The sequence below is a fragment of the Flavobacterium sp. GP15 genome (genome assembly GCF_014281985.1).
GTDB lineage: Bacteria > Bacteroidota > Bacteroidia > Flavobacteriales > Flavobacteriaceae > Flavobacterium > Flavobacterium pygoscelis.
In genome coordinates, this window is sequence record NZ_JACFTC010000002.1 from 638456 (window position 1) to 660994 (window position 22539).

Below are 22539 nucleotides of genomic sequence, written 5' to 3' on the forward strand. Positions count from 1 at the left end.
CTAATATTATTATAAAAACAAACTATGTTTTCAGTAGATAAAATGCATTTTGAAATATCAGAACGAAAGATGATTTTGCGTCTTTTTGACGTTCTGTTTGTTTTGTCCGCATTATTTATTACTTCAAAAGTTTTTGATTTCGATTATTTTGTGATTTCCAGCACCAATTATTATTGGACTATTGTTTTAGCAATTTACATTAATGCATTTGGTACCATTTTCGAAATGTATAATTTGCAAGTAGCGAGTAATCAGTTTCAAGTTCTTAAAAGTACGCTTATTACGGTTTCAACAACCGTATTGATTTATCTATTAACTCCTTTTTTTTCACCACAACTACCTAGCAGTCGGCTACAAATTTTATTGTTTTTTATCGTAATGTTTTTGGCATTAGTGATTTGGCGTATGTTGTATGTTAATTTTCTGGCCTCCACCCGTTTTTTTCAAAAAGCAATATTAATATGCGACCAAGATCAAGTTCAAGAGTTGATTTTAGGACTTGAAAATATAGATCCTCATTATAAAATAATTGGTTTCGTTAATACAGATGCATTCGAGAGTGAAATAAGAGATTATCATTATGTTCAAAATATTAAGACAGAGGATTTATTCACTTTCGTGAAAGAAAATAGTGTCTCCGAAATTGTTATTGCCTCTCAAAAAACAGAAGGCATCACGCCTGAATTATACCAACATTTATTACATTTATTAGAGTCTGGAAGTATTATTAGAGAATACACTCAAGTTTATGAAAGTAAAACGCAACGAATCCCTGTGCAATATATGTCTAGAGATTTTTATCGTTTTTTTCCATTTAGCCGAAGCAATCAAAATAAATTATACCTATTAATTGCTCGCGCTTTTGAGATTGTAATTTCGTTGTCTGGATTGCTAATCGGGTTGTTTTTATTGCCATTAATAGTGTTTGGCAATGCCATAGGAAATAGAGGACGTTTGTTTTATACACAAGAAAGAGTAGGTAAAGATGGAGTTATTTTTGAAATCTTGAAATTTCGAACTATGGTAAAAAATGCTGAAACAAATGGAGCTGTTTTCACATCATCTAATGATACAAGAATAACTGTTTTTGGCAAATTTTTACGCAAAACCAGAATAGATGAATTTCCGCAATTTGTCAATATTTTGAAAGGGGAAATGGGTGTAATTGGTCCACGTCCGGAGCGTCCTTTTTTTGTCAAAGAAATTGCCGAAATAATGCCCTTTTATGAAACTAGACATATAATTAAGCCAGGTCTTACGGGTTGGGCACAAGTAAATTATTCTTATGGAGAAACGATTGATGACAGTTTGATAAAGTTACAATACGATCTTTATTACATCAAACACCGTAGTATTTATTTAGATATGAATATTGCTTTTAAGACTATAACAACCGTTTTATTCTATAGAGGTCAATAATTGGCTCTATTTCTAAAGCGTCTTAAATGATTATGGGAATTCTCTTTTTATTTTGAATCGCTATCCTCACTAAAAGAATCCCGTTTGTAATTACTAACGGTAATACTAAAATAAAATGCACTTTGTTAATGATAAAAAACAAATAAACAACCAAGCAAATTATATTTATAAGCGCCAATCTATAAATAGCTTTTTTATCTTTTTTCCAATAAAAATAGAGCAATGCTAATAAAGAAGGGTTAAACAACAATATATTATAATTGTATCCCAATTCTAAATGTTGAGAGTAAAAGCCAACAAAAGCAAAGAAAAAGCCAATTACAGCCATAATGCTGAGGTAGAATAAACTCACACTTTTTTTATTTATAAAAACGATAAACATAAGAAACAGTATATACGTATAAGGATTGTTCCACCAAGAAAATGGTGTTTCATTTTTAAATTCTAATACGGTTTTGTTGATGGGAGCTAGTAAGTGATTTTGAAAAGTAGCTTTTTTGAGACTTTTTTGCAGTTCTAAAGGTAAAAAAAGTTCAGTTCCCATCTTGTCAACTTTTCTTCCAAAAATAACACTTGTTCCAAGTTTTTCATAAAAATGTCCATCGAAATAAGGGTATAAAATGGCTCTATAACTAGTATTGGTATCCTCTTTTTTAACTATAGCTTTAGTATTTAGGGTTTCATTAATGATATCAACTACCATAGAAGTACAATTTTTATCAATAAACTTATAAGTATAATGACTTTCTCCGGTAGACAAAGAAACAGTCAAGTTGTCAAATAGTTTTTGTTTCAAAGCTAGCGGAATATTGAGTTCCTGCTCATACACAGATCTTTTTTCATATTGATATTCATTAATAAAGTCAGTATAGGAGTGGGCTACTGCAAAATACTGTAAATCTCCTTTAACAAATTTCATGACAAAATTTGGAGTATTAAAATCAAATGCACCATAGTTATAAACGAAATCAAATGCATTTGATCGATCTTCTACTCTTATAGCTGTATGACCAAAAAGAGAATAGGATTCATTTCCGGTTCCACATGTAATTACGCTAACATGCGCATCCTTTGAAAGAATCATGTTTTGTGCAAAACTGGTAATGGAAGTACACGAAAGTAATAGTAATAATGCAGTTGAAATTCTTTTTGCTGTAGACAAATATTTAGACATATTAGTATGTTCTTAACCCAAAGGGTGATATTAATTATTATAATACAAGTAATTATTTTTTATCTTTTTTGAATTTATGTACATGTACAAAAATACAAAAAACACTTTCTGTATTGTAAAGTTTAAGTAAATGAATATTAATTTCTAAACATTCCCAAATCTACTTTTATTGAAAAAACATTAGAATACAATGCAGCACTTTGATTGCCTAAATCTGTTAATGCATAATCGATTTGAATCCCTTTATATTTAAATCCCAATCCAATATTGGGTTGAAAACCTATTTTTTCTGTGTAATCTAATTGTTGTACTTTCTGAAAATTACCAACTCCCGCTCTTACAAAAACTAAATCAGTATATCCAAATTCCAGGCCCAATGCAGGATCAATGCTAACTAAGTTGGTCGAAATAAGATCATTGGTTTTATTAAATTGCATGTTCATATTGGCTGCGGCCAAAATGCTATAATCGGATCTAATGATGAATTTTTTGGCTATTCCTAATTGTGCTTTAGGAGCTGTAATTTCAGTACTTTCTGGTAAATCTTGGTTTTCTCCAGGAATAGCATTCGCTATTTTTTTATATTCCTTCTCGTCAATATTCCAAACATTATAGGTTGTTGTAATATCTCGAACGAGTAGTCCAAAGTGCCAATTGTTTTTCTCAAACTGAACTCCTGCATCAAAACCAAATCCCCATGAATTTGCAAATTTTCCTATAATTCGTCTAATTACTTTGGCGTTAACTCCATATTGAAAGCCAGGAACGGGAAGTTTTCTTGCATATGAAAATGTAAAACCATAATCTGCAGCAGAAAAAAGACTGATGCGATTGTAATCAATGTTTCCTTGACTGTCAATTAATTCGGTAGTGTTTAAAATGTCGTCAACGCCAAAACGGATTAAAGAAATGCCCCATGCACTGCGATTATCTATTGGACTTGCGTAGGCTAAATAGTCATATTGTGCTATGTTAGCAAAGTAGTTGGCGTGCATAAAAGACACTTGGTGATCTTTTAATTGTACTAAACCAGCTGGATTCCAATATCCAGAATTTACATCATTTGTCCAAGCCACAACAGCATTAGACATACCCAATGCTGCAGCATCTACACCAATATTCATAAACTCATTAGAGTATTTTCGAACGCTCTGACTGTAAGTAACTATGTTACTAAAAAGCAAGAGTAATATGACGCTTTTTTTCAAAGATTTTGTTTTTAGACAGGTATTATTTAAGTAAGCATCAAAAATATACTATTTATAGAGCATAATTCTTTCTTTTGAAAAATAATGCTTTACGAAATTGATTTTTCTTATCTGTTTTTACAATAAATGAATTATCTGTTAGTTAAAATAGAAACGTTTTTTGATGGTAATTAAAAACTCTAATAAAAAACGTACTTCTCATTCACTTATTATACTAAATTTGCCAACCTTGATGACTTTTTCAATGGTGCTAGAGTAGATTTTTAAAATTTAAAGAATAAACTATGAATATTAAAAAACATATCCCCAATCTAATTACATTACTCAACCTTTTTTCGGGTTGTATTGCCTTGGTTTTTGCTTTTAACCAAGACTGTGAAATGGCCTTTTATTTTGTTTGTCTCGGAATATTTTTAGACTTTTTTGATGGCTTCTTTGCTCGATTGTTTCAAGTTTCTAGTCCACTAGGCTTGCAATTAGATTCTTTAGCAGACATGGTTACTAGTGGAGTAGTACCAGGTTTAGTGATGTTTCAAATGATGATCAGTAATTCATCACCTCTGGTTGCGGGTCATCTGCAGATTTTTCCTTATTTAGGATTCATGATTGCTTTAGGATCGTGTTACCGTTTGGCTAATTTTAATATTGATACTCGTCAGACCGATTCATTTATTGGTTTGCCAACACCCGCAAATGCCCTTTTTATTTTAAGTTTACCATTGGTATTGAAATATGCTGAATCCTTATTCGTTATTGAATTGCTGACAAATCAATGGTTTTTATTGGTAATTACTTTACTAAGCGCTTATATGCTAAATGCAGAAATACCATTATTTTCTTTAAAAATAAAGAAGTTTAGTTTTAAAGAAAATGCGATTCAGATCGTCTTTTTAATATTGTCGCTGTTGTTTTTAATTTTCTTTCAATACTTAGGGATTCCTTTATTGATTCTTCTATACGTTTTGCTTTCAGTAATAAATAATAAAGTGCTCAAAAATTAGTTTGAATGGCAAAAAAAGTTGTTCGAAAGAGAACTGCGGCAGTCCGTAAACCTCAGAAAAAAACGAATTTTTTTTCTGTAAAGTTATTGCGGTATATTCTTGTAGCTTGTCTGTTAGCGCTAGTAATTGGTGTTGGTTTTCATTATCGCAATGGTTTTGCTTACTATTTAGGTTTTAAATCAAAAAAAATAACCAAAGCAAATAGCGAAGAAAAACGAATTTCTGACGTTCGAAACTTTCAAGTTTTAGAGAAACACGAAGGCAAAAGTATCGGTATTGATGTTTCTGAGTATCAAGGGAATATAAATTGGTCGAATTTGGGTGTTTTAGAGAAAAAATATCCCTTAGATTTTGTTTTTATCCGTGCTACAGTGGGTAAGGACCGAGAGGACTATCAGTTTAAAGAAAATTGGATTGGTGCCAGAGCTAATAAAATGATTCGAGGAGCATACCATTATTACCGTCCAAATGAAAATTCATTAGAACAAGCCGAACTTTTTATTACCACGGTACGACTTCAAAAAGGAGATTTGCCACCCGTTTTAGATATAGAAAGATTACCTAAAAACCAATCTATTACTAATCTTAAAATTGGATTGAAAAGATGGTTAAAAGCGGTAGAGGCGCATTATGGAGTAAAACCTATTATTTATACAGGCGAGCGTTATTATGATGATTTTTTGAAAGATGAGTTTTCCGATTATCTTTTTTGGATTGCAAATTATAACTTTTATAGAGAAGAAATTGGGGCCGATTGGCTTTTTTGGCAATTTACAGAGAAAGCAACATTGCCCGGTATTAAAGGGAATGTTGACGTAAATATCTATAATGGAGATTTAAAACAGTTAAAATTTATTACCGTAGATTAGGTTTTATTTATTAAAAGTGGCTAGGCTAAGAATAAGTAGTAATAAAATCAAAATTGCACTAACTGACATTGGATTAGCAAAGTTAATTGTCCAACCCATCCATTGAATTCTTTTAGGTGGAAAAATACGTTTGTCCTCTTTATTATAATAAAAAATTCCCAAAATCCAATTAGAAGGATCTTGATGCCACTGTCTTTTAGTTTCTTCTGAAGGTTCGTTTTCTGAATTCATAAAGTGGAAGATATAACGGTTATTAATAAAAATTGAACACTAGAACTCTAGTTTTTTCTTTCTCAATTCGAAATTTTGTCCTAGATAAACACGACGTACCATTTCATCTTCTACCAGTTCTTCTGGAATTCCAGCTTTCAAGATTCCACCTTCAAACATTAAGTAAGTTTTGTCTGTAATAGCCAAGGTTTCTTGTACGTTATGGTCTGTTATAAGAATTCCTATGTTTTTATTTTTTAATTGGGCTACAATACGTTGAATGTCTTCTACGGCAACAGGATCAACACCTGCGAATGGTTCGTCTAATAATATGAATTTAGGATCTGTAGCAAGACAACGAGCAATTTCTGTACGACGGCGCTCTCCTCCAGAAAGTAAATCGCCACGGTTGGTGCGAATATGCTCTAAACTAAACTCGTCTATCAAGCTTTCCATTTTTGCAACTTGTTCCGCTTTAGATAATTTTGTTAGTTGTAAAACACTAAGGATATTGTCCTCAATACTTAATTTTCTAAAAACAGAAGCCTCTTGTGCTAGATATCCAATTCCTTGTTGGGCTCTTTTGTACATTGGATAATCTGTTATGTTGAGATCATCTAAATAAATATTACCCGAATTTGGTTTTACTAAGCCAACAATCATATAAAAAGAAGTGGTTTTTCCGGCACCGTTAGGACCTAAAAGCCCAACGATTTCCCCTTGATTTACTTCTACCGAAATGCCTTTTACAACACTACGTCCTTTATAAGTTTTGATTAGATTTTCGGCTCTTAATTTCATGTTTTTAGGTTTAATCGTTAACTAAAAACCAAAGAAACGAAATTCGCTTCTTTGGTTTTAGTTTTTAACTTCAATTTTTGAATTTTCTACGGAAAAAAATTTTCTAATTATTTTCTAATGCTTCCCAAAATTCATAGGCTCTTCTTAAATGAGGCACCACTATAGTTCCGCCCACAAGAGTTGCAATTCCCATAGCTTCCATCATTTCTTCTTTGGTAACGCCTTCTTTAAAACTAGTTTCTAAATGATATTTTACGCAATCATCACAACGTAAAACGGCTGAAGCTACTAATCCTAGTAATTCTTTTGTTTTTACATCTAATGCGCCTGCTGCGTATGCATTGGTGTCTAGATTAAAAATTCTTTTTACAATTTTATTATTGTCTGCCAATAATTTTTCGTTCATCTTTGAACGGTATTCATTGAATTCTTCTATTATATCAGCCATTTATTTTGTTTTTATTTTTTACTACTATTTTAGAGATTATGATACTTGCTTCATAAATGATAAGCATAGGTATTGTTACGATTACTTGACTTACTACATCTGGAGGGGTAACAATTGCAGCAACGATTAAGATGACAATTACGGCATATTTCCAATATTTTCTTAAAAATTGTGGAGTTACAAGTCCTAATTTAGTCAAGAAATAAATGATAATTGGTAATTCAAAAAATAAACCACAGGCAATAACACTGGTTTTTACCATTCCAATATAGGAATCTACGCTAAATTGGTTTTTTACAACATTACTTATAGTAAATGTGGCAAAGAAATTAACCGACATAGGCACTATCACAAAATAACCAAATAATACACCTAAAAAGAAAAGTAAAGAGGATGAAAATATAAATAATTTTGCATTTTTCTTTTCTGCTGTATATAAAGCTGGGCTGATAAATTTCCAAACTTCCCATAATATGAATGGAAATCCAAGAATGAATCCTGCCGTAATACAAGTCCAAATCAAAACATTGATCTGACCTTCCATATTCGTATTTTGAATGATAAAGGGCATTTCAGTTACGCATATTGTTTCACCAAAACCCAATTGGTTGGATAAGTCACAAAAAAAGCGATAAGTCACAAAATTGGGACTTGTAGGCCCAAAAATGATCACATCAAAAATATAATCACTTACAAAAAAAGTGAAAGTGGCCAAAATTAATATGGCAATTGTGCTTCGAACCAATAACCATCTTAATTCTTCAAGATGGTCTAAAAACGACATTTCGTTTAAGTTTTTTTTAGCCATTATACGATTCCTTCTTTTAAAATATCATGTAAGTGTAATACGCCTTTGTAGTCCCCATTATCTACTACTACTAATTGAGTAATAGAGAAATCCTCCATTATGTTTAATGCTTCCACAACCATAGCTTCAGATGTTGTTATTTTTGGATTGATTGTCATAATGTCTTTTGCAGTCAAATCGGCAAAAGTATCTCTGTCATTTAACATTCGCCTAATATCACCATCAGTTATAATGCCTATGACCTTATCATTTTCGACTACTGCAGTAACTCCTAATCGTTTTTCTGAAATTTCAAAAATCACTTTTTTTATAGAAGCTTCTGGTGCAACCATAGGTTTTAAGCTGTGTTCTAACATGTCTTTTACGCGTAGTAAAAGTTTTTTTCCTAAAGCGCCTCCTGGATGATAAACAGCAAAATCTTCTGGTTTAAAATCGCGCATTTCCATAAGACAAACAATAAGCGCATCACCCATTACTAATTGTGCCGTGGTGCTATTGGTAGGAGCTAAGTTGTTTGGACAAGATTCTCCATCTACTGTAGTATTTAATACAATATCAGAACCTTTGGCTAAAAACGAAGTCATGTTTCCCGTTATTGCAATAAGTGTGTTTCCAAATCTTTTTAATAAAGGAACCAATACTTTTATTTCTGGACTGTTACCGCTTTTTGAAATGCAAATAATTACATCTTCACTTTGAATCATGCCTAAATCGCCATGTATAGCTTCGGATGCGTGCAAAAAAAGTGATGGAGTGCCAGTAGAATTGAATGATGCAACCATTTTTTGTGCAATAATAGCACTCTTTCCTATACCCGTTACTACTAATCTTCCTTTAGAATTGTAGATTTTTTGTACGGCCTCAATAAAGTTTGCATCCACAAAGTCAGCTAGTTTGGCAATAGATTCACTTTCAGATAGGATTGTTTTTTTGGCGCTAGCCAATATATTTTCTTTAGTAATCAAAACAGAATAATTAAAATTTGTATGTGTAAAAGAAATTTGTACCTTTAGGTGTTGCAAATTTATACAAAATACCACATAATCAAGAATGAATCCAAACGAAATTGACATACATAAAGAATTAAAGAAGTTTTTTGGCTTTAGCCAATTCAAAGGATTGCAGGAACAAGTCATAAAAAGTATACTGAATCAACAGAATACCTTTGTGATTATGCCTACTGGAGGCGGTAAATCACTTTGTTATCAATTACCAGCTTTAATTCGAGAAGGGACTGCAATAGTAGTTTCTCCTTTGATTGCTTTAATGAAAAATCAAGTCGATGCCATCCGAAGTTTGTCTTCAGAAAACGGAATTGCGCACGTTTTAAATTCTTCCCTTACCAAAACAGAGATTGCTCAAGTAAAAAAAGACATTACTTCTGGATTGACAAAGTTGCTTTATGTAGCACCAGAATCGTTGACTAAAGAAGAGTATGTGAGTTTTCTTAAAAATGTAACGATATCTTTTGTAGCAATTGACGAAGCCCATTGTATTTCTGAATGGGGACATGATTTTAGACCAGAGTATAGAAATCTAAAACATATCATTAAACAATTAGGGGATGTTCCTATTATTGGTTTAACCGCAACTGCTACTCCAAAAGTTCAAGAAGATATCTTGAAGAATCTAGATATGACTGATGCGACAACTTTTAAAGCCTCATTCAATAGACCTAATTTATATTACGAAGTACGTACCAAAACAAAAAATATTGAATCGGATATTATTCGTTTCATCAAACAACATAAAGGCAAATCAGGAATTATTTATTGTTTGAGTCGCAAAAAAGTTGAAGCAATTGCTGAGGTTTTGCAAGTCAATGGAATAAGTGCTGTTCCTTATCACGCTGGATTGGATGCTAAAACTAGAGCCAAACATCAAGATATGTTCCTGATGGAAGATGTAGATGTTGTTGTGGCTACTATCGCATTCGGTATGGGAATTGATAAACCAGATGTGCGTTTTGTAATTCATCATGATATTCCAAAATCATTAGAAAGTTATTACCAGGAAACTGGTCGTGCAGGAAGAGATGGTGGTGAAGGGCATTGTCTTGCCTATTACTCTTATAAAGATGTAGAAAAGCTAGAAAAATTTATGTCTGGTAAACCTGTTGCTGAGCAAGAAATAGGTTTCGCACTATTGCAAGAAGTGGTGGCTTATGCCGAAACTTCGATGTCCAGAAGAAAGTTTTTACTGCATTATTTCGGAGAAGAATTTGACGACATAACTGGCGAAGGTGCCGATATGGATGATAATGTTCGCAATCCGAAAATCAAAATTGAAGCTAAAGATCAAGTCGTAAAATTATTACAAGTTGTACGCGATACCAAACATTTATATAAATCAAAAGAGGTTGTATTTACCTTAATAGGACGCGTAAACGCAGTTATAAAGGCACATAGAACAGATGTTCAATCTTTTTTTGGGTGTGGAGGAAGCTATGATGAAAAGTATTGGATGGCATTGTTAAGACAAGTTTTAGTTGCTGGATATTTATCTAAAGATATTGAGACTTATGGAATTGTGAAAATTACAGATAAAGGATTAGACTTTATTAAAAACCCGCAATCTTTTATGATGTCTGAGGATCACGAATACAACGAAACGGTTGACGAAGCTATTGTTACTGCTTCTAAATCATCGGCAATTGCAGATGAAGTTTTGATGGGTATGCTTAGGGATTTAAGAAAAAAAGTAGCTAAGAAAGTGGGTGTTCCTCCGTTTGTAGTTTTTCAAGATCCTTCATTGGAAGATATGGCATTGAAATATCCTATTTCTCAAGAAGAAATGATTAATATTCATGGTGTTGGAGAAGGTAAAGCTAAGAAATATGGAAAAGAATTTCTAGAGTTAATCAGTCGCTATGTTGAAGAAAATGACATTATAAGGCCAGAGGATCTAGTTGTTAAGTCAACTGGAGTAAATTCTGTAAACAAGCTTTATATCATACAAAATATAGATCGTAAATTACCTCTTAATGATATTGCTTCTGCAAAAGGGATCAATATGGATGCTTTAATCAAAGAAATGGAGCAAATTGTTTATTCTGGTACAAAACTGAATATTAAATACTGGATTGATGATATGCTTGATGAAGATCAGCAAGAAGAAATTCATGATTATTATATGGAATCGGAGTCTGATAGCATTGAATCAGCGTTGAAAGAATTTGATGGCGATTATGATCTTGATGAATTGCGATTAATGCGTATCAAGTTTATTAGTGAAGTGGCAAATTAAGATATCATATTATATAAAAAAAAACCAAATTTAAACATGATATCATGTTGAAATTTGGTTTTTTTTGTTGGATATTATCCTTCATAAACTTCTCCTCGATGTGGTTTCAAAGTGTCACGAACAGCAATCATATTTTCTTCATTTACTACCATAAAAGCAATAGCAAACATTTCGTTGATTATTTCAAAACCCGTAATATCTAACGGAAATTTTTCAATGGCGATGTATTCTTTTAAATGAATTTCATGGTGCTCAGCTGTTTTTGAGGAAGCAGGTCCACGGAAATCCCAAATTAATTTTATTTTTCGAGACATATTTATAGGAATTATATAAGTTGTTATGTTTTAATTGCCAAAGTTACAAAGTCTATTTTAAAAAAGCATTTCTCATTCAATAACTAATTTCACTTCAAAATACTACTTTTGTACTTTGTTTTCAATTTTTGAATAAACTGATTGAGAAAATAAAGATTAAAAAATAAAAAATGCCACAAGAACTTCTTTTACAAGTTACTCCCGAAATAGCAACAAACGAATTGTTGCTAAAAGACTATTTGGCGAAACATATTAAAGTTTCGGTCAATGAAATTCAGCATGTCTCTATTTTGAAGCGTTCCGTAGACGCACGTCAGAAATCTATAAAAATAAATTTAAAAGTATCGGTTTATTTAAAAGGAGAACCTTTTCATGAAACTGAATTTAGGCTTCCTGATTATAAAAATGTTTCTAATGCGCAAGAAGTAATCGTTGTTGGAGCAGGTCCAGCTGGATTGTTTGCTGCTTTACAGTTAATAGAACTTGGGCTTAAACCAGTTGTAATTGAACGAGGTAAAGAGGTTCGCGGTCGCCGTCGTGATCTAAAAGCTATTAATGTAGATCATGTGGTAAACGAAGATTCTAATTATTGTTTTGGTGAAGGTGGCGCAGGTACCTATTCTGATGGAAAACTATATACGCGCTCTAAAAAACGAGGTGATGTTACCCGAATTTTGGAATTGTTTGTAGCTTTTGGTGCTACTCCAGATATTCTAGTAGACGCACATCCGCACATTGGAACCAATAAGTTACCTCAAATTATTCAGGATATTCGAGAGAAAATTATTGAATTTGGTGGGCAAGTTTTATTCGAAACTAGGTTAACAGATATTTTAATTAAAAATAATGAAGTTCAAGGAATAGTTACTCACAATGGAGAAACTATTCTGGCTAATAAATTAATTCTTGCAACGGGACATTCTGCTCGTGATATTTATGAATTATTAGATAAAAAGAAAGTATTCATAGAAGCAAAACCTTTTGCATTGGGAGTAAGAGCGGAGCATCCACAATCCTTGATTGATAGTATTCAGTACAGTTGTGATTATCGTGGTGAGCATTTGCCTCCAGCTCCATATTCTATTGTGAAGCAGGTTAATGGTCGTGGGATGTATTCTTTTTGTATGTGTCCAGGTGGTGTTATAGCGCCTTGTGCAACAAGTCCGGGTGAAGTAGTTACGAATGGTTGGTCTCCGTCTAAAAGAGATCAGGTTACGGCTAATTCCGGAATAGTAATCGAATTAAAATTAGAAGATTTTAAACCTTTTGCTAAATTTGGTGCTCTGGCTGGAATGGAATTCCAAAAAAGTATTGAGCAAAAAGCATGGCATTTAGCCGGGGAAACTCAAAAGGTACCAGCACAACGAATGATCGATTTTACTCAAAACCGAGTGTCTTCAGATATACCCAAAACATCATACGTTCCTGGAACTACATCTATAGAAATGGGAAAAGTTTTTCCTGGTTTTTTAACTCAAATTTTAAGAGAAGGCTTTACAGAATTTGGCAAATCAATGCGTGGATATCTTACAAACGACGCCGTTCTTCATGCGCCAGAATCTAGAACTTCATCACCGGTGCGTATCCCAAGAGATATTTATTCGTATGAACATTTACAAATAAAGGGGTTATATCCGTGTGGAGAAGGAGCAGGTTATGCTGGCGGTATCATATCAGCGGCTATAGATGGTGAAAAATGCGCTTTAATGATTGCTGCCACTTTAAAGAAACAATAGAATTAACTAAAAACGAATTTCTTTAAAAAGTAAATTTGTTAAATAAAAAGTATAAAAAAACCGTCTTACTGTTTTGTGAGACGGTTTTATTCGTTTATTTCTTTTTGTTTTTTAATCGATCTTTGAATAATTTTTCAAATTTCTCTATTTTAGGCTGTATTACTAATTTGCAATAAGGCTCACTTTTATTATTAGCATAATAGTTTTGTTGATAATTTTCTGCTTTGTAAAATTGTTTCAAAGGTTCTAATGTGGTTACAATGGGACTATCGTAAACTTTTGCTTTTTTGAGTGCATTTATTATAGATTGAGCTGCAAGTTTTTGTTCTTCGTTTTTATAAAAAATAGCAGATCGATATTGAGTTCCTACATCAGCACCCTGACGATTGAGTGTTGTTGGATCGTGTAATGTGAAAAAAACATTGAAAATTTCATCTAAATTAGTGGTGTTTTTATCAAAGGTAATTTGTACAACTTCTGCATGACCGGTTTTTCCAGTGCATACTTCTTCGTAAGTTGGATTTACAGTTGTTCCTCCCGCATATCCGGAAACAACTGATTTCACTCCATCTAAGTTTTCATAAATAGCTTCAACACACCAATAGCAACCACCAGCTAAAGTGATGGTTTCAATAGAAGATTGTTTTGTGTTGTTATCGGAGTTATTTTTCTGTGCAAACAAACTTGAGCTCGCAAGCACAACTAATAGCAATAGCTTTTTCATATTATTTAGAATCAGGTACAAAGTCAAGTGCAATAGAATTCATGCAATATCTTTTTCCAGTTGGTTCTGGTCCGTCATCAAATAAGTGACCTAAATGTCCGTGGCATCTTCCACAAAGCACTTCTGTTCTTTGCATTCCTAAGGAATTGTCATTTTTAAAAACCACACTATTTCTGTTTTCCTGCTCAAAGAAACTTGGCCACCCACAAGTGCTAGAGAATTTTGCACCAGAGCGAAATAATTTGTTGCCACAAGCTGCACAATAATAAGTTCCTTTATCATCGGTATTCCAATATTTTCCAGTAAATGGTCTTTCTGTATCGGCATTGCGCGATACTTCATAAACATCTTCTGGTAAAACTTTTTTCCATTCGGCATCCGTAACTTTTAGTTGCGTTGTATCCGTGTTAGAATAATAAGGGTTTCCTGGTTTTTTGATTGTATTTTCCATAGTTATACTTTTTTTTATATCTTTTTGCTTTGCAGATGTTTGGCCACAAGCAGTGAAAATGAATAAAGGAAGCAAAAATAAGAGACTTAAAAAATGGGTTATTGTTTTCATAATTACTGTATTGTTGATTTTAAAATTAGCAGAGTTTATCTCCAGTATTTGTTTTAGAATTCATTCGTGCTAACGCTTACTTTAATACAAATGTAAAGCCTTGCTCGGTTTTTATAACCCTCTTGCTTTGTAATTTAATAATGATTTAAGTAAGGTTTAACTATTTCTATTTACGTCTAAAGACTTGTTTTGGTTTTATAAATAATAAAAAAGTAGTTGTTGTAGAACTGTTTTACTCTTATTGATATTATTATGTTTTCTATTAAACTCAAAAATGGTAGGATATTTAGTTTTTTTAGAAAATGGTACTTTAAATTAATCTTCTAATTTAATAGGTAATAGTAGTGTTTTTCAATTCGTGTCATGATGCAGTTGTTGTTGCGGCAAATTTAATTTGTTGTGTGTTTTATAATAGATTTAGTTTTAAGAAGTATGGGATAATTCGAGAATTAATTGAATGAAATGTTTGTTCAACTTGAACAAAATGAAACAGAACGTTAAAGCCTAGATCCCTAATTTTCTTTTTTGTATTTTTGGCAGGAAATACATTTATATGACAGAAGAAAACGTAATCTTAGTTAATGAAAATGATGAGCAAATAGGATTAATGCCTAAGCTTGAGGCGCATGAAAAAGCAGTTTTGCATCGTGCCTTTTCTGTTTTTGTATTGAATAGTAAAAACGAAATCATGTTGCAGCAACGTGCACATCAAAAATATCATTCTCCTTTATTGTGGACAAATACCTGTTGCAGTCATCAACGCGATGGGGAAACAAATATTCAAGCAGGAAGCAGACGTTTGTTTGAAGAAATGGGTTTTAAGACAGAACTTAAAGAGCTTTTTCATTTTATTTACAAAGCTCCTTTTGATAATGGTTTAACCGAGCACGAACTAGATCATGTCATGATTGGCTATTATAATGATGCTCCTGTAGTTAATCCAGAAGAAGTAGAAAACTGGAAATGGATGAAAATTGAAGAGGTTAAAACAGATATGGTGATTCATCCCGAATTATACACCGTTTGGTTTAAAATTATTTTTGACGAGTTTTATCATTTTCTAGAAGAAAATAAAAGTCCTTTGTCAATAGAAGAAAGATTCTAAAACAGCTAATTTATTCTATAATATGAAAGTTACTATTTCAAGAAAAGCACACTTTAACGCGGCACATAGATTACACAGGAAAGATTGGACTTTCGAACAAAATGATGCTGTTTTTGGTAAATGTAATAATCCTAATTTTCATGGACATAACTACGAATTGATCGTTAGTGTAACAGGCGCTATAGATCCTGAAACAGGTTATGTTATGGATGTCAAATTTTTGAGCGATATAATCAAAGAAGATGTTGAAAATCAATTTGACCATAAAAATCTAAATCTTGATGTTCCAGAATTTAAGGATTTAAACCCTACTGCTGAAAATATAGTAGTTGTAATTTGGGACAAAATTAGAAAAAGAATAAAACCAGAGTTTGATTTAGAAGTAGTTCTTTATGAAACTCCTCGTAATTTCGTAACGTATAAAGGAGAATAATGGAGTTAAAAGTAGGAGATAAAATTCCGCATTTTACAGCAAAAGATGCGAATGGAGTAGATTTTGATAGTAATTCTATAGTAGGTAAAAAACCTTTAGTTATTTATTTTTACCCAAAAGATAATACGCCAGGATGTACTACTCAGGCCTGTAGTTTTAGAGATCAATACGAAGATTTTAAAGACCTAGGTGCTGAAGTTATAGGAATCAGCAGTGATAGTTCAGCTTCCCATCAAAAATTTAGTAGTCAATACAAATTGCCGTTTATTCTTTTGTCTGATTTAGATAAGAAAATAAGAAAATCATTTGGTGTTCCTTCTGGGATGTTTGGTTTGTTGCCAGGAAGAGTTACTTATGTAACGGATAAGGACGGAATTATTCAAATGATTTTTGATAGTATGTTAGCCGCAAAACACATTCCTAAAGCATTAGCAGCAATCAAAAAATTAGTATCCTAGACATATAATGTATTAGCAATATTGACCGCTAAAGCTTTCTCGAACTTATTCGATTTATAATAATTGAATCAAATAGTATTGGTTGAATTTAAGATTGATTTTGCATCTTTGCATTATAATAAAATAACATGAAATTTTATCCCTTACAATTTGAGCCTATTTTTAAAGAAAGAATTTGGGGCGGAGAGCAATTAAAATCAGTACTTCATAAATCATTTACTTCAAGCACTATCGGCGAAAGCTGGGAGATTTCTACCGTAAAAGAAGATGTTAGTGTTATCTCAAATGGAATCTGGAAAGGAAAATCTTTTATAGATTTAATTAAAGAATACCCAAAGGAAATTTTAGGTACGGCAGTTTACGCACGTTTTGGTACGGAATTTCCGTTACTTTTTAAATACCTTGATGCTCGCGAGGATTTGTCAATCCAAGTTCATCCTAATAATAGTTTAGCGCAAAAACGACACAATTCTTTTGGTAAAACTGAAATGTGGTACGTAATTCAAGCAGATAAAGAGGCGCGTATTATTGTAGGTTTTAAAGAAGATTCTAACTCTAATACCTATTTAGAAAATCTCAAAAATAAAACATTACTTTCAATTTTAGATGAGGTAAACGTAAAGTCTGGTGATGCTTATTTCATAGAAAGCGGAACTGTTCATTCTATAGGAGCGGGTTTATTGTTGGCAGAAATTCAACAAACATCTGATATAACCTATCGTTTGTATGATTTTGATAGAGTAGACGACAAAGGATTTTTAAGAGAACTACATGTTGACTTAGCTTTAGAAGCAATAAACTATAAAAAAGTACAAACCAAAAAAGAATTTACTAAAAATACCAATGAATCTAATGTAGTAGTAGATTGTCCTTACTTTACCACAAATTTTATATCGCTTGACGGAACAATGGAAGTTGTGAAATTAGCAGAAACTTTTACTGTATATATGTGTGTTGAGGGATTTTTTGAAATTGAAAAGGATCACATTAAACTACAATATAAAAAAGGAGACACCATTTTGATTCCTGCTGCTATGAATGAATTCATTCTCAATGGAAAAGCTTCTATTTTAGAAATTTACATTTCATAGTCGGTAATAGAAAGATTATGTGTACTTTTGCAGACGAAAATTAAAATTCAAATTTTAAAAAAATAAAAATGGCAAACGTTAAAAATTTAAAAAAAGACATCAACTACGTTTTAGGAGATATTATTGAAGCAGTTTACTTATTCGAAATTTCTACTACAGGAAAACCGACTACAGAAACTAATGCTTTAATTGATGAAGCAATTGCTGCTTTTGATGTTTTGATCACTAAAGTGAACGCAAAAAAGGTTGAAGATAAAAAATCTCACTTCAAACAAATCAATGTTGAATTGGAACAAACTGCTAATCAATTGATTGCTAAAATCAACGAATTGTAGTAAAAAAAAAGCAAAAAAAAGTTCGAATTTGTTTTGGAAAAAAGAAATTCAGTCTTATATTTGCACCCGTAATGAGTCGCCAGCGTAGCTCAGTTGGCTAGAGCAGCTGATTTGTAATCAGCAGGTCGTGGGTTCGAGTCCCTCCGCCGGCTCTTAAATAAAACCACTTAACGAAAGTTAAGTGGTTTTTTGTTTTATTTCGATTTTTTTTTCAGTTTTATAGTTTGTCATAGTTTTTTTGTTAAATTTGGCGCTTAACCAAATAAAATAAATTATGGAAGAGAATTCAGTAATTGAAAGTTTCGAAATGAAATTAAACGTGTCTGCTAAAGACTTTTTAAAGGAAACAGCTAAGTGGGCTTATTTCTTATCTATTATAGGATATATAGGGATTGCTTTCTTAGTGGTAATAGCATTATTCGCGGGTACGCTATTTGCAGCAATGGCAAAAATTAATCCTGCTGTAGGAATGATGGGTGCTTCCTTTGGGATTATGATTACTGTTATTTATTTGATAATTGCGGCAATCTACTTCTTTCCGGTATATTATTTAAATAAATTTGCTTCTAACGCTAAACTAGCATTGAAGAATAATGATTCTGAAACTTTAGCTACTTCTTTTGGGTATTTGAAATCACATTATAAGTTTATTGGAATAATGACAGTAATCATTTTTTCACTTTATCTATTAATTTTTGTAGGTATGTTTATTGCTGCACTTAGCAAATAATAATCATTAATAGTATTTCAATAGCAATAGAATTACCATTTTAGTATAGTTTTCTAATTGATCTTTTGAAACATTAAGAGCTTAAAACTAAAAAACCATCTTGTTATAGCAAGATGGTTTTTTTATAAATTATTTTTAAGAATCAAATAAATTATTTTTGACGTTTTGAATGTGCGACATATTCTGTTAGTTTTTTTCCGTAAAGCGATTGTGCTACTTTTGGAGACATTGCTTTCTGAATTGTATCTAAATACTTTACATTAATATCGTAAATCTCAGATAGTGCGATATAAGGAGCTACTTCGTAATCTCTATTGTTTAATGCAAAATTTGCTGCAAACAAATACTTTCTTTTAAGATTGGCATCTTGAAGGGTAGTGATACTATCCGCGGCTTTTAGATTCTGAATTTTGATAGCTTTAAATCTAGCCTCAATCATAGAAAGATTCTTGTCTGTGAAACTATTATTAATTTTTTTATACTCTTCAAATATTTCATTGTTTTTTGATCCGGTAACTTTAGCGTCAAATAAATAACGATCTAAAGTGGTTTCTATTGTCATATTTCCAGGCTCGGCAAAGAAAGGAATATTGTTGTCTAATGAATTAGTGGTACCACGATCGAGAGACATGTATAACATTTCAGGAGATTTTAGATCTAAATTATTTTCAAAAGTAGAAGTACCGTCAATATTAATTGAGTCTAAGACTACTAAAGTAGTATCTACAATTCGCTGGATGTACAACGTTCCTTTTTTTAATCCTTTGATATTCCCTGTAATGTGTAAGTTCCCTTTAGGCTCATTTTTAGCACAAGCGAATAATAATGATAGTGTAACGAGCGCAATAATCGATTTTTTCATGTTAAGTTTAAATTTGGTTTTATTTGGAACACGATTTCGCCATTTTTATGATATTCCTTGAGGCTTCAAGATCAATCTTGACGATTTCTTAGCGGTTTAAATTTTGCCGCAAAATAAAGAAAATTGTTGGAAAGATGTGGGTAATAGTATCAAATTTCACAAAAAAAAATCCCAATCTATTTCTAAATTGGGATTTGCTATACTTTTTTATATTTTATCCTTTTAACCAAGCTTCTTTTAAAGCTTTTTTTGTTGCATCAGACGCTTTAAGGCCTTCTTTTTGTTCGTAAGGAAGCTTTACTTTCCCTTTGATTACTTTTTCTACGCCGTTTCTTTTTATTTTGATAGTGATTGCATCGTTTTCTTTCCAGTTTTGGCTGCTAGTGATCATATCATAAATATTCGTAAGTGAGTAAGGTTTGTTGTTAATAGATACAATAATATCTCCGCCTTTTAAATCTAAATTTTTATAAAAATCATTGAGTTCAATATTTGGTTTCACACTGATTTCTTTTGTTTTTTGATCAACAGCTATATAAGGAACTTGTCCTTTTAAGAAAACATTGGCTGCTGTTTTTGTGATAGATTTTGTAATACCTACTTTGGCTAAATAGATGTCATAAGGAATAGGAGTGCTTCCAGATACATATGTTGTTAGGAATGTTCCCACTTCAGGATAGGTTAGCGCAGTTATTTTAGCAAAAAGTTGGTTGTCATTAAATGGTTTTGATGGTCCGTATTCATTAGATAATTTCTGCATCAAATCAAGAATCCCTCTTTCGCCATTACTTTTTTCTCGGATAATAATATCCAGACACATCCCAATAAGAGCCCCTTTTTCATATACATTTAAATATTGAGCTTTGTAAGGTTCTTTCAAAACATTCGCACTCATTGTTGTGAACGGCATTGTGTCATTCATTGCATTTGCATGAGCTATTTTTTCTGCTATTCTAGTCAAGAAATCTTCTTCAGAAATTAAGCCTTGATTGATTTGGAATAAATTAGCAAAATATTCTGTAACGCCTTCATACATCCATAAATGTTCTGACATTTTTGGTGCATTATAATCAAAATTATGAATCTCTTTAGAATGAATCGATAATGGAGTAACAATATGAAAAAATTCGTGTGACACTACATCTATCATCGACTTTACCAATTCTTCTTTTGGCATCATTTCTGGTAAAACTACTGTTGTTGCGGTAGGATGTTCTAGTGCGCCAAAACCTTTAGCGTCATCTGGAGTCATTGTTGATAAATACAATAATACACTATATTTTTTTGTAGCATTTACTTTACCTAGAAACGTTTTCTGAGCCGTCATCATAGTCTTCATTTCTGGAGTGATGCTTTCAGCAGTTACAATTCCTGTAGGAGAATAAACTCCAATAAGGATTTCCATGCCATCAATAGTAAAAGTTGTATAATCTGGTTTTGCATACATTATAGGGTTCTCTACTAATTCAGCATAACGCGATGTAACAAAAAGATCATTTGTTGTGCTTGCATCAAGATCAGTCATAGAAGTTGCGCCCCAAAGTGTTTCTGGATGTGAAATAGTTACGTGATAAGGAAGGTCTTTTTTATCTTTAAAATAACCTACAAAACCATGCATATTTAGCATAAAATTTTTGCCTGCATCGATGTTTGTTCCTGCAGGAGAAAAAATATCGTTATTTCCGAATCCGCTTCCTTTTTCGGTATCAAAGGTGTCATTTACTAAATAAGTCACTTTAGCAATTGCTTTTGCATTTTTAATGCTCCATGTATTATCGTCAACTTTAGTTGTAGTAAGGATATTCCCCTTACTATCAAAAGCTTTAAAGTTCTCGATATATTTGCCATAATCATCAATAGAGTAGGTTCCTGGAACAATTTTAGGGATACTGTACGTTACTTCATCGGTTGTTATTTTTGGTGAGGTAACGACAACTATTACTTTGTCGTCTTTAATGTCGTTTAAGTTAATAGAAACGGCAACGGTTTCTGTAGCAGATTTAGTATCTGTAACGGCAGTTCCTCCAGTTTTACAACTCCAAAAAAAGGAGGCGAATGCTAATGCAAAAAATATTTTTTTCATCTTTTAAGTGTTGATTTTATTAGTTAGTCTTATTCCTTTTTTAATTGTTACAATAGGTCTTATTTTTACTGTTCTATAAAAAGTGTTAATTTATAAATAGCTGTTTCTAAAATGGATGTGTCTTTATCCTCGCAGAGTAAAAATTCAATTTTAGTACTCGAATGACTGTACAGCGTTAATCCTTCAAATTTATTAGTGTTGCTAATTTTTTTTGTGAATTTTATTTTCATGGTTGTCAGATCGATGCTTCCTATAATACTGCCTAATACTTCACCGTCTTCATAAGTAGAAACTGTGTCTTCGGCTGTTGCCAAAAAATAGATGCTGTTTTCCACTAGGACTGCATCTGTAAAACTGGTGCGAACACCTTTTATTTTTGGTAGACTATATTCGTTTGAAAGAATGCTAGATGGTTTCGTTATACTTTCTCCTTTAATGGTAAAAAGTACATTTTTGGCAGCGATTCCATTTCCTCGATTTAAAAAATACCAAGTTTTACCATCGTAAATAGCGCCTTCAAGATTAAAATCTTCGGGATTTATTTTACCAACGCTTTGCATCAGTTTATATAAATTAGAGAGGTCGTTGGTTGCTATTATCTTTTTAGTAGTCCAATCTATTTGTATGTTTTTATTTCTTTTGTCAGTCGATCCTGAACCAAAAACATAGAGGTTGTCTCCGTGGTTGGTAATAGATTCAAAATCGGGTTTGTCTTTTTTAGCAATATTTTCAGTTGGATTTTCGATTAATGGATGCCGATTTAATTCGTTTGAATTTATATTGTATTCGTAAAGGAAACCACTATTGTCACCAATAATCCAGAGTGTATTATTTTTGTATATAAGTCCAGAAGCAGAGCCAATTCCGATGATTTGAAATAATAAATCGATTTTAAATTTTTCCATTGGTAGAGTTTTGAAAA

At 32.1% G+C, this 22539-nt stretch carries 24 protein-coding genes and 1 tRNA gene; 12 read left to right on the forward strand and 13 right to left on the reverse strand.

Features of this window, described 5'->3' with window-relative positions:
- The first annotated feature begins 24 nt into the window (after positions 1-24).
- Positions 25-1419 carry an exopolysaccharide biosynthesis polyprenyl glycosylphosphotransferase gene (locus tag H2650_RS07035; protein ID WP_188050051.1) on the forward strand — a complete coding sequence of 465 codons (1395 nt, stop codon included), beginning with the start codon at positions 25-27 and terminating at the stop codon, positions 1417-1419.
- A 22-nt stretch (positions 1420-1441) separates the two neighbouring features.
- On the opposite strand, the gene H2650_RS07040 is transcribed toward H2650_RS07035, so the two are convergent.
- Positions 1442-2593 carry a DUF4105 domain-containing protein gene (locus H2650_RS07040; RefSeq protein ID WP_188050053.1) on the reverse strand — a complete coding sequence of 384 codons (1152 nt, stop codon included), beginning with the start codon at positions 2591-2593 and terminating at the stop codon, positions 1442-1444.
- 137 nt (positions 2594-2730) lie between these two features.
- A complete protein-coding gene (locus H2650_RS07045; protein ID WP_188050282.1) occupies positions 2731-3717 on the reverse strand; it encodes a PorV/PorQ family protein in 987 nt (328 codons plus the stop codon).
- Between the two features lie 368 nt (positions 3718-4085).
- Here H2650_RS07045 and H2650_RS07050 point away from each other — a divergent pair, with 368 nt between their 5' ends.
- Positions 4086-4802 (forward strand): phosphatidylcholine/phosphatidylserine synthase, encoded by a 717-nt coding sequence (locus H2650_RS07050; RefSeq protein ID WP_188050055.1) that lies wholly within the window; start codon positions 4086-4088, stop codon positions 4800-4802.
- 5 nt (positions 4803-4807) lie between these two features.
- Positions 4808-5671 (forward strand): glycoside hydrolase family 25 protein, encoded by an 864-nt coding sequence (locus H2650_RS07055; RefSeq protein WP_188050057.1) that lies wholly within the window; start codon positions 4808-4810, stop codon positions 5669-5671.
- A 3-nt stretch (positions 5672-5674) separates the two neighbouring features.
- Here H2650_RS07055 and H2650_RS07060 read toward each other — a convergent pair whose 3' ends face one another.
- From H2650_RS07060 to H2650_RS07080, 5 genes are all read right to left on the reverse strand, one after another.
- Entirely contained in the window at positions 5675-5902 is a 228-nt protein-coding gene (locus H2650_RS07060) for a DUF5808 domain-containing protein (RefSeq protein ID WP_188050059.1), read from the reverse strand.
- 39 nt (positions 5903-5941) lie between these two features.
- On the reverse strand, positions 5942-6682 hold the full coding sequence (lptB, locus tag H2650_RS07065; RefSeq protein WP_188050060.1) for an LPS export ABC transporter ATP-binding protein: 741 nt from the start codon (positions 6680-6682) through the stop codon (positions 5942-5944).
- Between the two features lie 103 nt (positions 6683-6785).
- On the reverse strand, positions 6786-7130 hold the full coding sequence (locus tag H2650_RS07070; protein WP_188050062.1) for a carboxymuconolactone decarboxylase family protein: 345 nt from the start codon (positions 7128-7130) through the stop codon (positions 6786-6788).
- Positions 7123-7938: a twin-arginine translocase subunit TatC gene (tatC, locus tag H2650_RS07075; RefSeq protein ID WP_188050063.1), complete on the reverse strand. Its 816-nt coding sequence runs from the start codon at positions 7936-7938 to the stop codon at positions 7123-7125. The genes H2650_RS07070 and tatC overlap by 8 nt, the downstream gene beginning before the upstream one ends.
- Positions 7938-8903 (reverse strand): SIS domain-containing protein, encoded by a 966-nt coding sequence (locus H2650_RS07080; RefSeq protein WP_188050283.1) that lies wholly within the window; start codon positions 8901-8903, stop codon positions 7938-7940. Before H2650_RS07080 ends, tatC begins: the two co-directional genes overlap by 1 nt.
- An 85-nt stretch (positions 8904-8988) precedes the next feature.
- On the opposite strand from H2650_RS07080, the gene recQ reads away from it, so the two are divergent.
- Entirely contained in the window at positions 8989-11184 is a 2196-nt protein-coding gene (recQ, locus tag H2650_RS07085) for a DNA helicase RecQ (RefSeq protein WP_188050065.1), read from the forward strand.
- Positions 11185-11258: 74 nt separating this feature from the next.
- Here the strand turns inward: recQ and H2650_RS07090 are convergent, their stop codons facing one another.
- On the reverse strand, positions 11259-11498 hold the full coding sequence (locus H2650_RS07090) for a hypothetical protein (RefSeq protein ID WP_188050067.1): 240 nt from the start codon (positions 11496-11498) through the stop codon (positions 11259-11261).
- Between the two features lie 170 nt (positions 11499-11668).
- Here H2650_RS07090 and H2650_RS07095 point away from each other — a divergent pair, with 170 nt between their 5' ends.
- Entirely contained in the window at positions 11669-13234 is a 1566-nt protein-coding gene (locus tag H2650_RS07095; RefSeq protein WP_188050069.1) for an NAD(P)/FAD-dependent oxidoreductase, read from the forward strand.
- A gap of 94 nt (positions 13235-13328) precedes the next feature.
- On the opposite strand, the gene msrA is transcribed toward H2650_RS07095, so the two are convergent.
- Together msrA and msrB are read right to left on the reverse strand one after the other, a co-directional pair.
- Positions 13329-13958 (reverse strand): peptide-methionine (S)-S-oxide reductase MsrA, encoded by a 630-nt coding sequence (msrA, locus tag H2650_RS07100; RefSeq protein WP_188050071.1) that lies wholly within the window; start codon positions 13956-13958, stop codon positions 13329-13331.
- Between the two features lies 1 nt (position 13959).
- Positions 13960-14520: a peptide-methionine (R)-S-oxide reductase MsrB gene (gene msrB, locus H2650_RS07105; protein WP_188050073.1), complete on the reverse strand. Its 561-nt coding sequence runs from the start codon at positions 14518-14520 to the stop codon at positions 13960-13962.
- Positions 14521-15073: 553 nt separating this feature from the next.
- Between msrB and idi the strand changes: the two genes are divergently transcribed.
- The 7 genes from idi to H2650_RS07140 all read left to right on the forward strand — a co-directional run bounded on the left by idi (position 15074) and on the right by H2650_RS07140 (position 18672).
- Entirely contained in the window at positions 15074-15625 is a 552-nt protein-coding gene (gene idi / locus H2650_RS07110; RefSeq protein ID WP_188050075.1) for an isopentenyl-diphosphate Delta-isomerase, read from the forward strand.
- Between the two features lie 22 nt (positions 15626-15647).
- Positions 15648-16058, forward strand: a complete 411-nt coding sequence (locus tag H2650_RS07115) for a 6-carboxytetrahydropterin synthase (protein WP_188050077.1) — start codon at positions 15648-15650, stop codon at positions 16056-16058.
- A complete protein-coding gene (locus H2650_RS07120; RefSeq protein ID WP_188050079.1) occupies positions 16058-16516 on the forward strand; it encodes a peroxiredoxin in 459 nt (152 codons plus the stop codon). Before H2650_RS07115 ends, H2650_RS07120 begins: the two co-directional genes overlap by 1 nt.
- 128 nt (positions 16517-16644) lie before the next feature.
- On the forward strand, positions 16645-17607 hold the full coding sequence (locus tag H2650_RS07125; RefSeq protein ID WP_188050081.1) for a type I phosphomannose isomerase catalytic subunit: 963 nt from the start codon (positions 16645-16647) through the stop codon (positions 17605-17607).
- Between the two features lie 68 nt (positions 17608-17675).
- A complete protein-coding gene (locus tag H2650_RS07130; protein ID WP_188050083.1) occupies positions 17676-17942 on the forward strand; it encodes a hypothetical protein in 267 nt (88 codons plus the stop codon).
- A 78-nt stretch (positions 17943-18020) separates the two neighbouring features.
- Positions 18021-18094 (forward strand) — tRNA-Thr (locus H2650_RS07135).
- A 122-nt stretch (positions 18095-18216) separates the two neighbouring features.
- Entirely contained in the window at positions 18217-18672 is a 456-nt protein-coding gene (locus H2650_RS07140; protein ID WP_188050085.1) for a hypothetical protein, read from the forward strand.
- A 151-nt stretch (positions 18673-18823) separates the two neighbouring features.
- On the opposite strand, the gene H2650_RS07145 is transcribed toward H2650_RS07140, so the two are convergent.
- The 3 genes from H2650_RS07145 to H2650_RS07155 form a co-directional block, all read right to left on the reverse strand.
- The gene (locus tag H2650_RS07145) at positions 18824-19534 is read right to left on the reverse strand and encodes a DUF4369 domain-containing protein (protein ID WP_188050087.1); all 711 of its coding nucleotides are present in this window, start codon (positions 19532-19534) and stop codon (positions 18824-18826) included.
- 214 nt (positions 19535-19748) lie between these two features.
- The gene (locus H2650_RS07150) at positions 19749-21617 is read right to left on the reverse strand and encodes a peptidase M61 (protein ID WP_188050089.1); all 1869 of its coding nucleotides are present in this window, start codon (positions 21615-21617) and stop codon (positions 19749-19751) included.
- A gap of 65 nt (positions 21618-21682) precedes the next feature.
- Positions 21683-22522 (reverse strand): hypothetical protein, encoded by an 840-nt coding sequence (locus tag H2650_RS07155; RefSeq protein WP_188050091.1) that lies wholly within the window; start codon positions 22520-22522, stop codon positions 21683-21685.
- Between the last annotated feature and the right edge of the window lie 17 nt (positions 22523-22539).

What these genes read in the sequence shown, in the direction of transcription:
- H2650_RS07140 (WP_188050085.1), top strand. Translation starts at nt 18,217, where the DNA reads ATGGAAGAGAATTCAGTAATTGAAAGTTTCGAAATGAAATTAAACGTG.
- H2650_RS07035 (WP_188050051.1), top strand. Translation starts at nt 25, where the DNA reads ATGTTTTCAGTAGATAAAATGCATTTTGAAATATCAGAACGAAAGATG.
- tatC (WP_188050063.1), bottom strand. Translation starts at nt 7,938, where the DNA reads ATGGCTAAAAAAAACTTAAACGAAATGTCGTTTTTAGACCATCTTGAA.
- msrA (WP_188050071.1), bottom strand. Translation starts at nt 13,958, where the DNA reads ATGAAAAAGCTATTGCTATTAGTTGTGCTTGCGAGCTCAAGTTTGTTT.
- H2650_RS07115 (WP_188050077.1), top strand. Translation starts at nt 15,648, where the DNA reads ATGAAAGTTACTATTTCAAGAAAAGCACACTTTAACGCGGCACATAGA.
- H2650_RS07155 (WP_188050091.1), bottom strand. Translation starts at nt 22,522, where the DNA reads ATGGAAAAATTTAAAATCGATTTATTATTTCAAATCATCGGAATTGGC.
- recQ (WP_188050065.1), top strand. Translation starts at nt 8,989, where the DNA reads ATGAATCCAAACGAAATTGACATACATAAAGAATTAAAGAAGTTTTTT.
- H2650_RS07145 (WP_188050087.1), bottom strand. Translation starts at nt 19,534, where the DNA reads ATGAAAAAATCGATTATTGCGCTCGTTACACTATCATTATTATTCGCT.
- idi (WP_188050075.1), top strand. Translation starts at nt 15,074, where the DNA reads ATGACAGAAGAAAACGTAATCTTAGTTAATGAAAATGATGAGCAAATA.
- H2650_RS07095 (WP_188050069.1), top strand. Translation starts at nt 11,669, where the DNA reads ATGCCACAAGAACTTCTTTTACAAGTTACTCCCGAAATAGCAACAAAC.
- H2650_RS07055 (WP_188050057.1), top strand. Translation starts at nt 4,808, where the DNA reads ATGGCAAAAAAAGTTGTTCGAAAGAGAACTGCGGCAGTCCGTAAACCT.
- H2650_RS07060 (WP_188050059.1), bottom strand. Translation starts at nt 5,902, where the DNA reads ATGAATTCAGAAAACGAACCTTCAGAAGAAACTAAAAGACAGTGGCAT.
- H2650_RS07150 (WP_188050089.1), bottom strand. Translation starts at nt 21,617, where the DNA reads ATGAAAAAAATATTTTTTGCATTAGCATTCGCCTCCTTTTTTTGGAGT.
- H2650_RS07040 (WP_188050053.1), bottom strand. Translation starts at nt 2,593, where the DNA reads ATGTCTAAATATTTGTCTACAGCAAAAAGAATTTCAACTGCATTATTA.
- H2650_RS07130 (WP_188050083.1), top strand. Translation starts at nt 17,676, where the DNA reads ATGGCAAACGTTAAAAATTTAAAAAAAGACATCAACTACGTTTTAGGA.
- H2650_RS07070 (WP_188050062.1), bottom strand. Translation starts at nt 7,130, where the DNA reads ATGGCTGATATAATAGAAGAATTCAATGAATACCGTTCAAAGATGAAC.
- msrB (WP_188050073.1), bottom strand. Translation starts at nt 14,520, where the DNA reads ATGAAAACAATAACCCATTTTTTAAGTCTCTTATTTTTGCTTCCTTTA.
- H2650_RS07090 (WP_188050067.1), bottom strand. Translation starts at nt 11,498, where the DNA reads ATGTCTCGAAAAATAAAATTAATTTGGGATTTCCGTGGACCTGCTTCC.
- H2650_RS07050 (WP_188050055.1), top strand. Translation starts at nt 4,086, where the DNA reads ATGAATATTAAAAAACATATCCCCAATCTAATTACATTACTCAACCTT.
- lptB (WP_188050060.1), bottom strand. Translation starts at nt 6,682, where the DNA reads ATGAAATTAAGAGCCGAAAATCTAATCAAAACTTATAAAGGACGTAGT.
- H2650_RS07045 (WP_188050282.1), bottom strand. Translation starts at nt 3,717, where the DNA reads ATGAATATTGGTGTAGATGCTGCAGCATTGGGTATGTCTAATGCTGTT.
- H2650_RS07120 (WP_188050079.1), top strand. Translation starts at nt 16,058, where the DNA reads ATGGAGTTAAAAGTAGGAGATAAAATTCCGCATTTTACAGCAAAAGAT.
- H2650_RS07125 (WP_188050081.1), top strand. Translation starts at nt 16,645, where the DNA reads ATGAAATTTTATCCCTTACAATTTGAGCCTATTTTTAAAGAAAGAATT.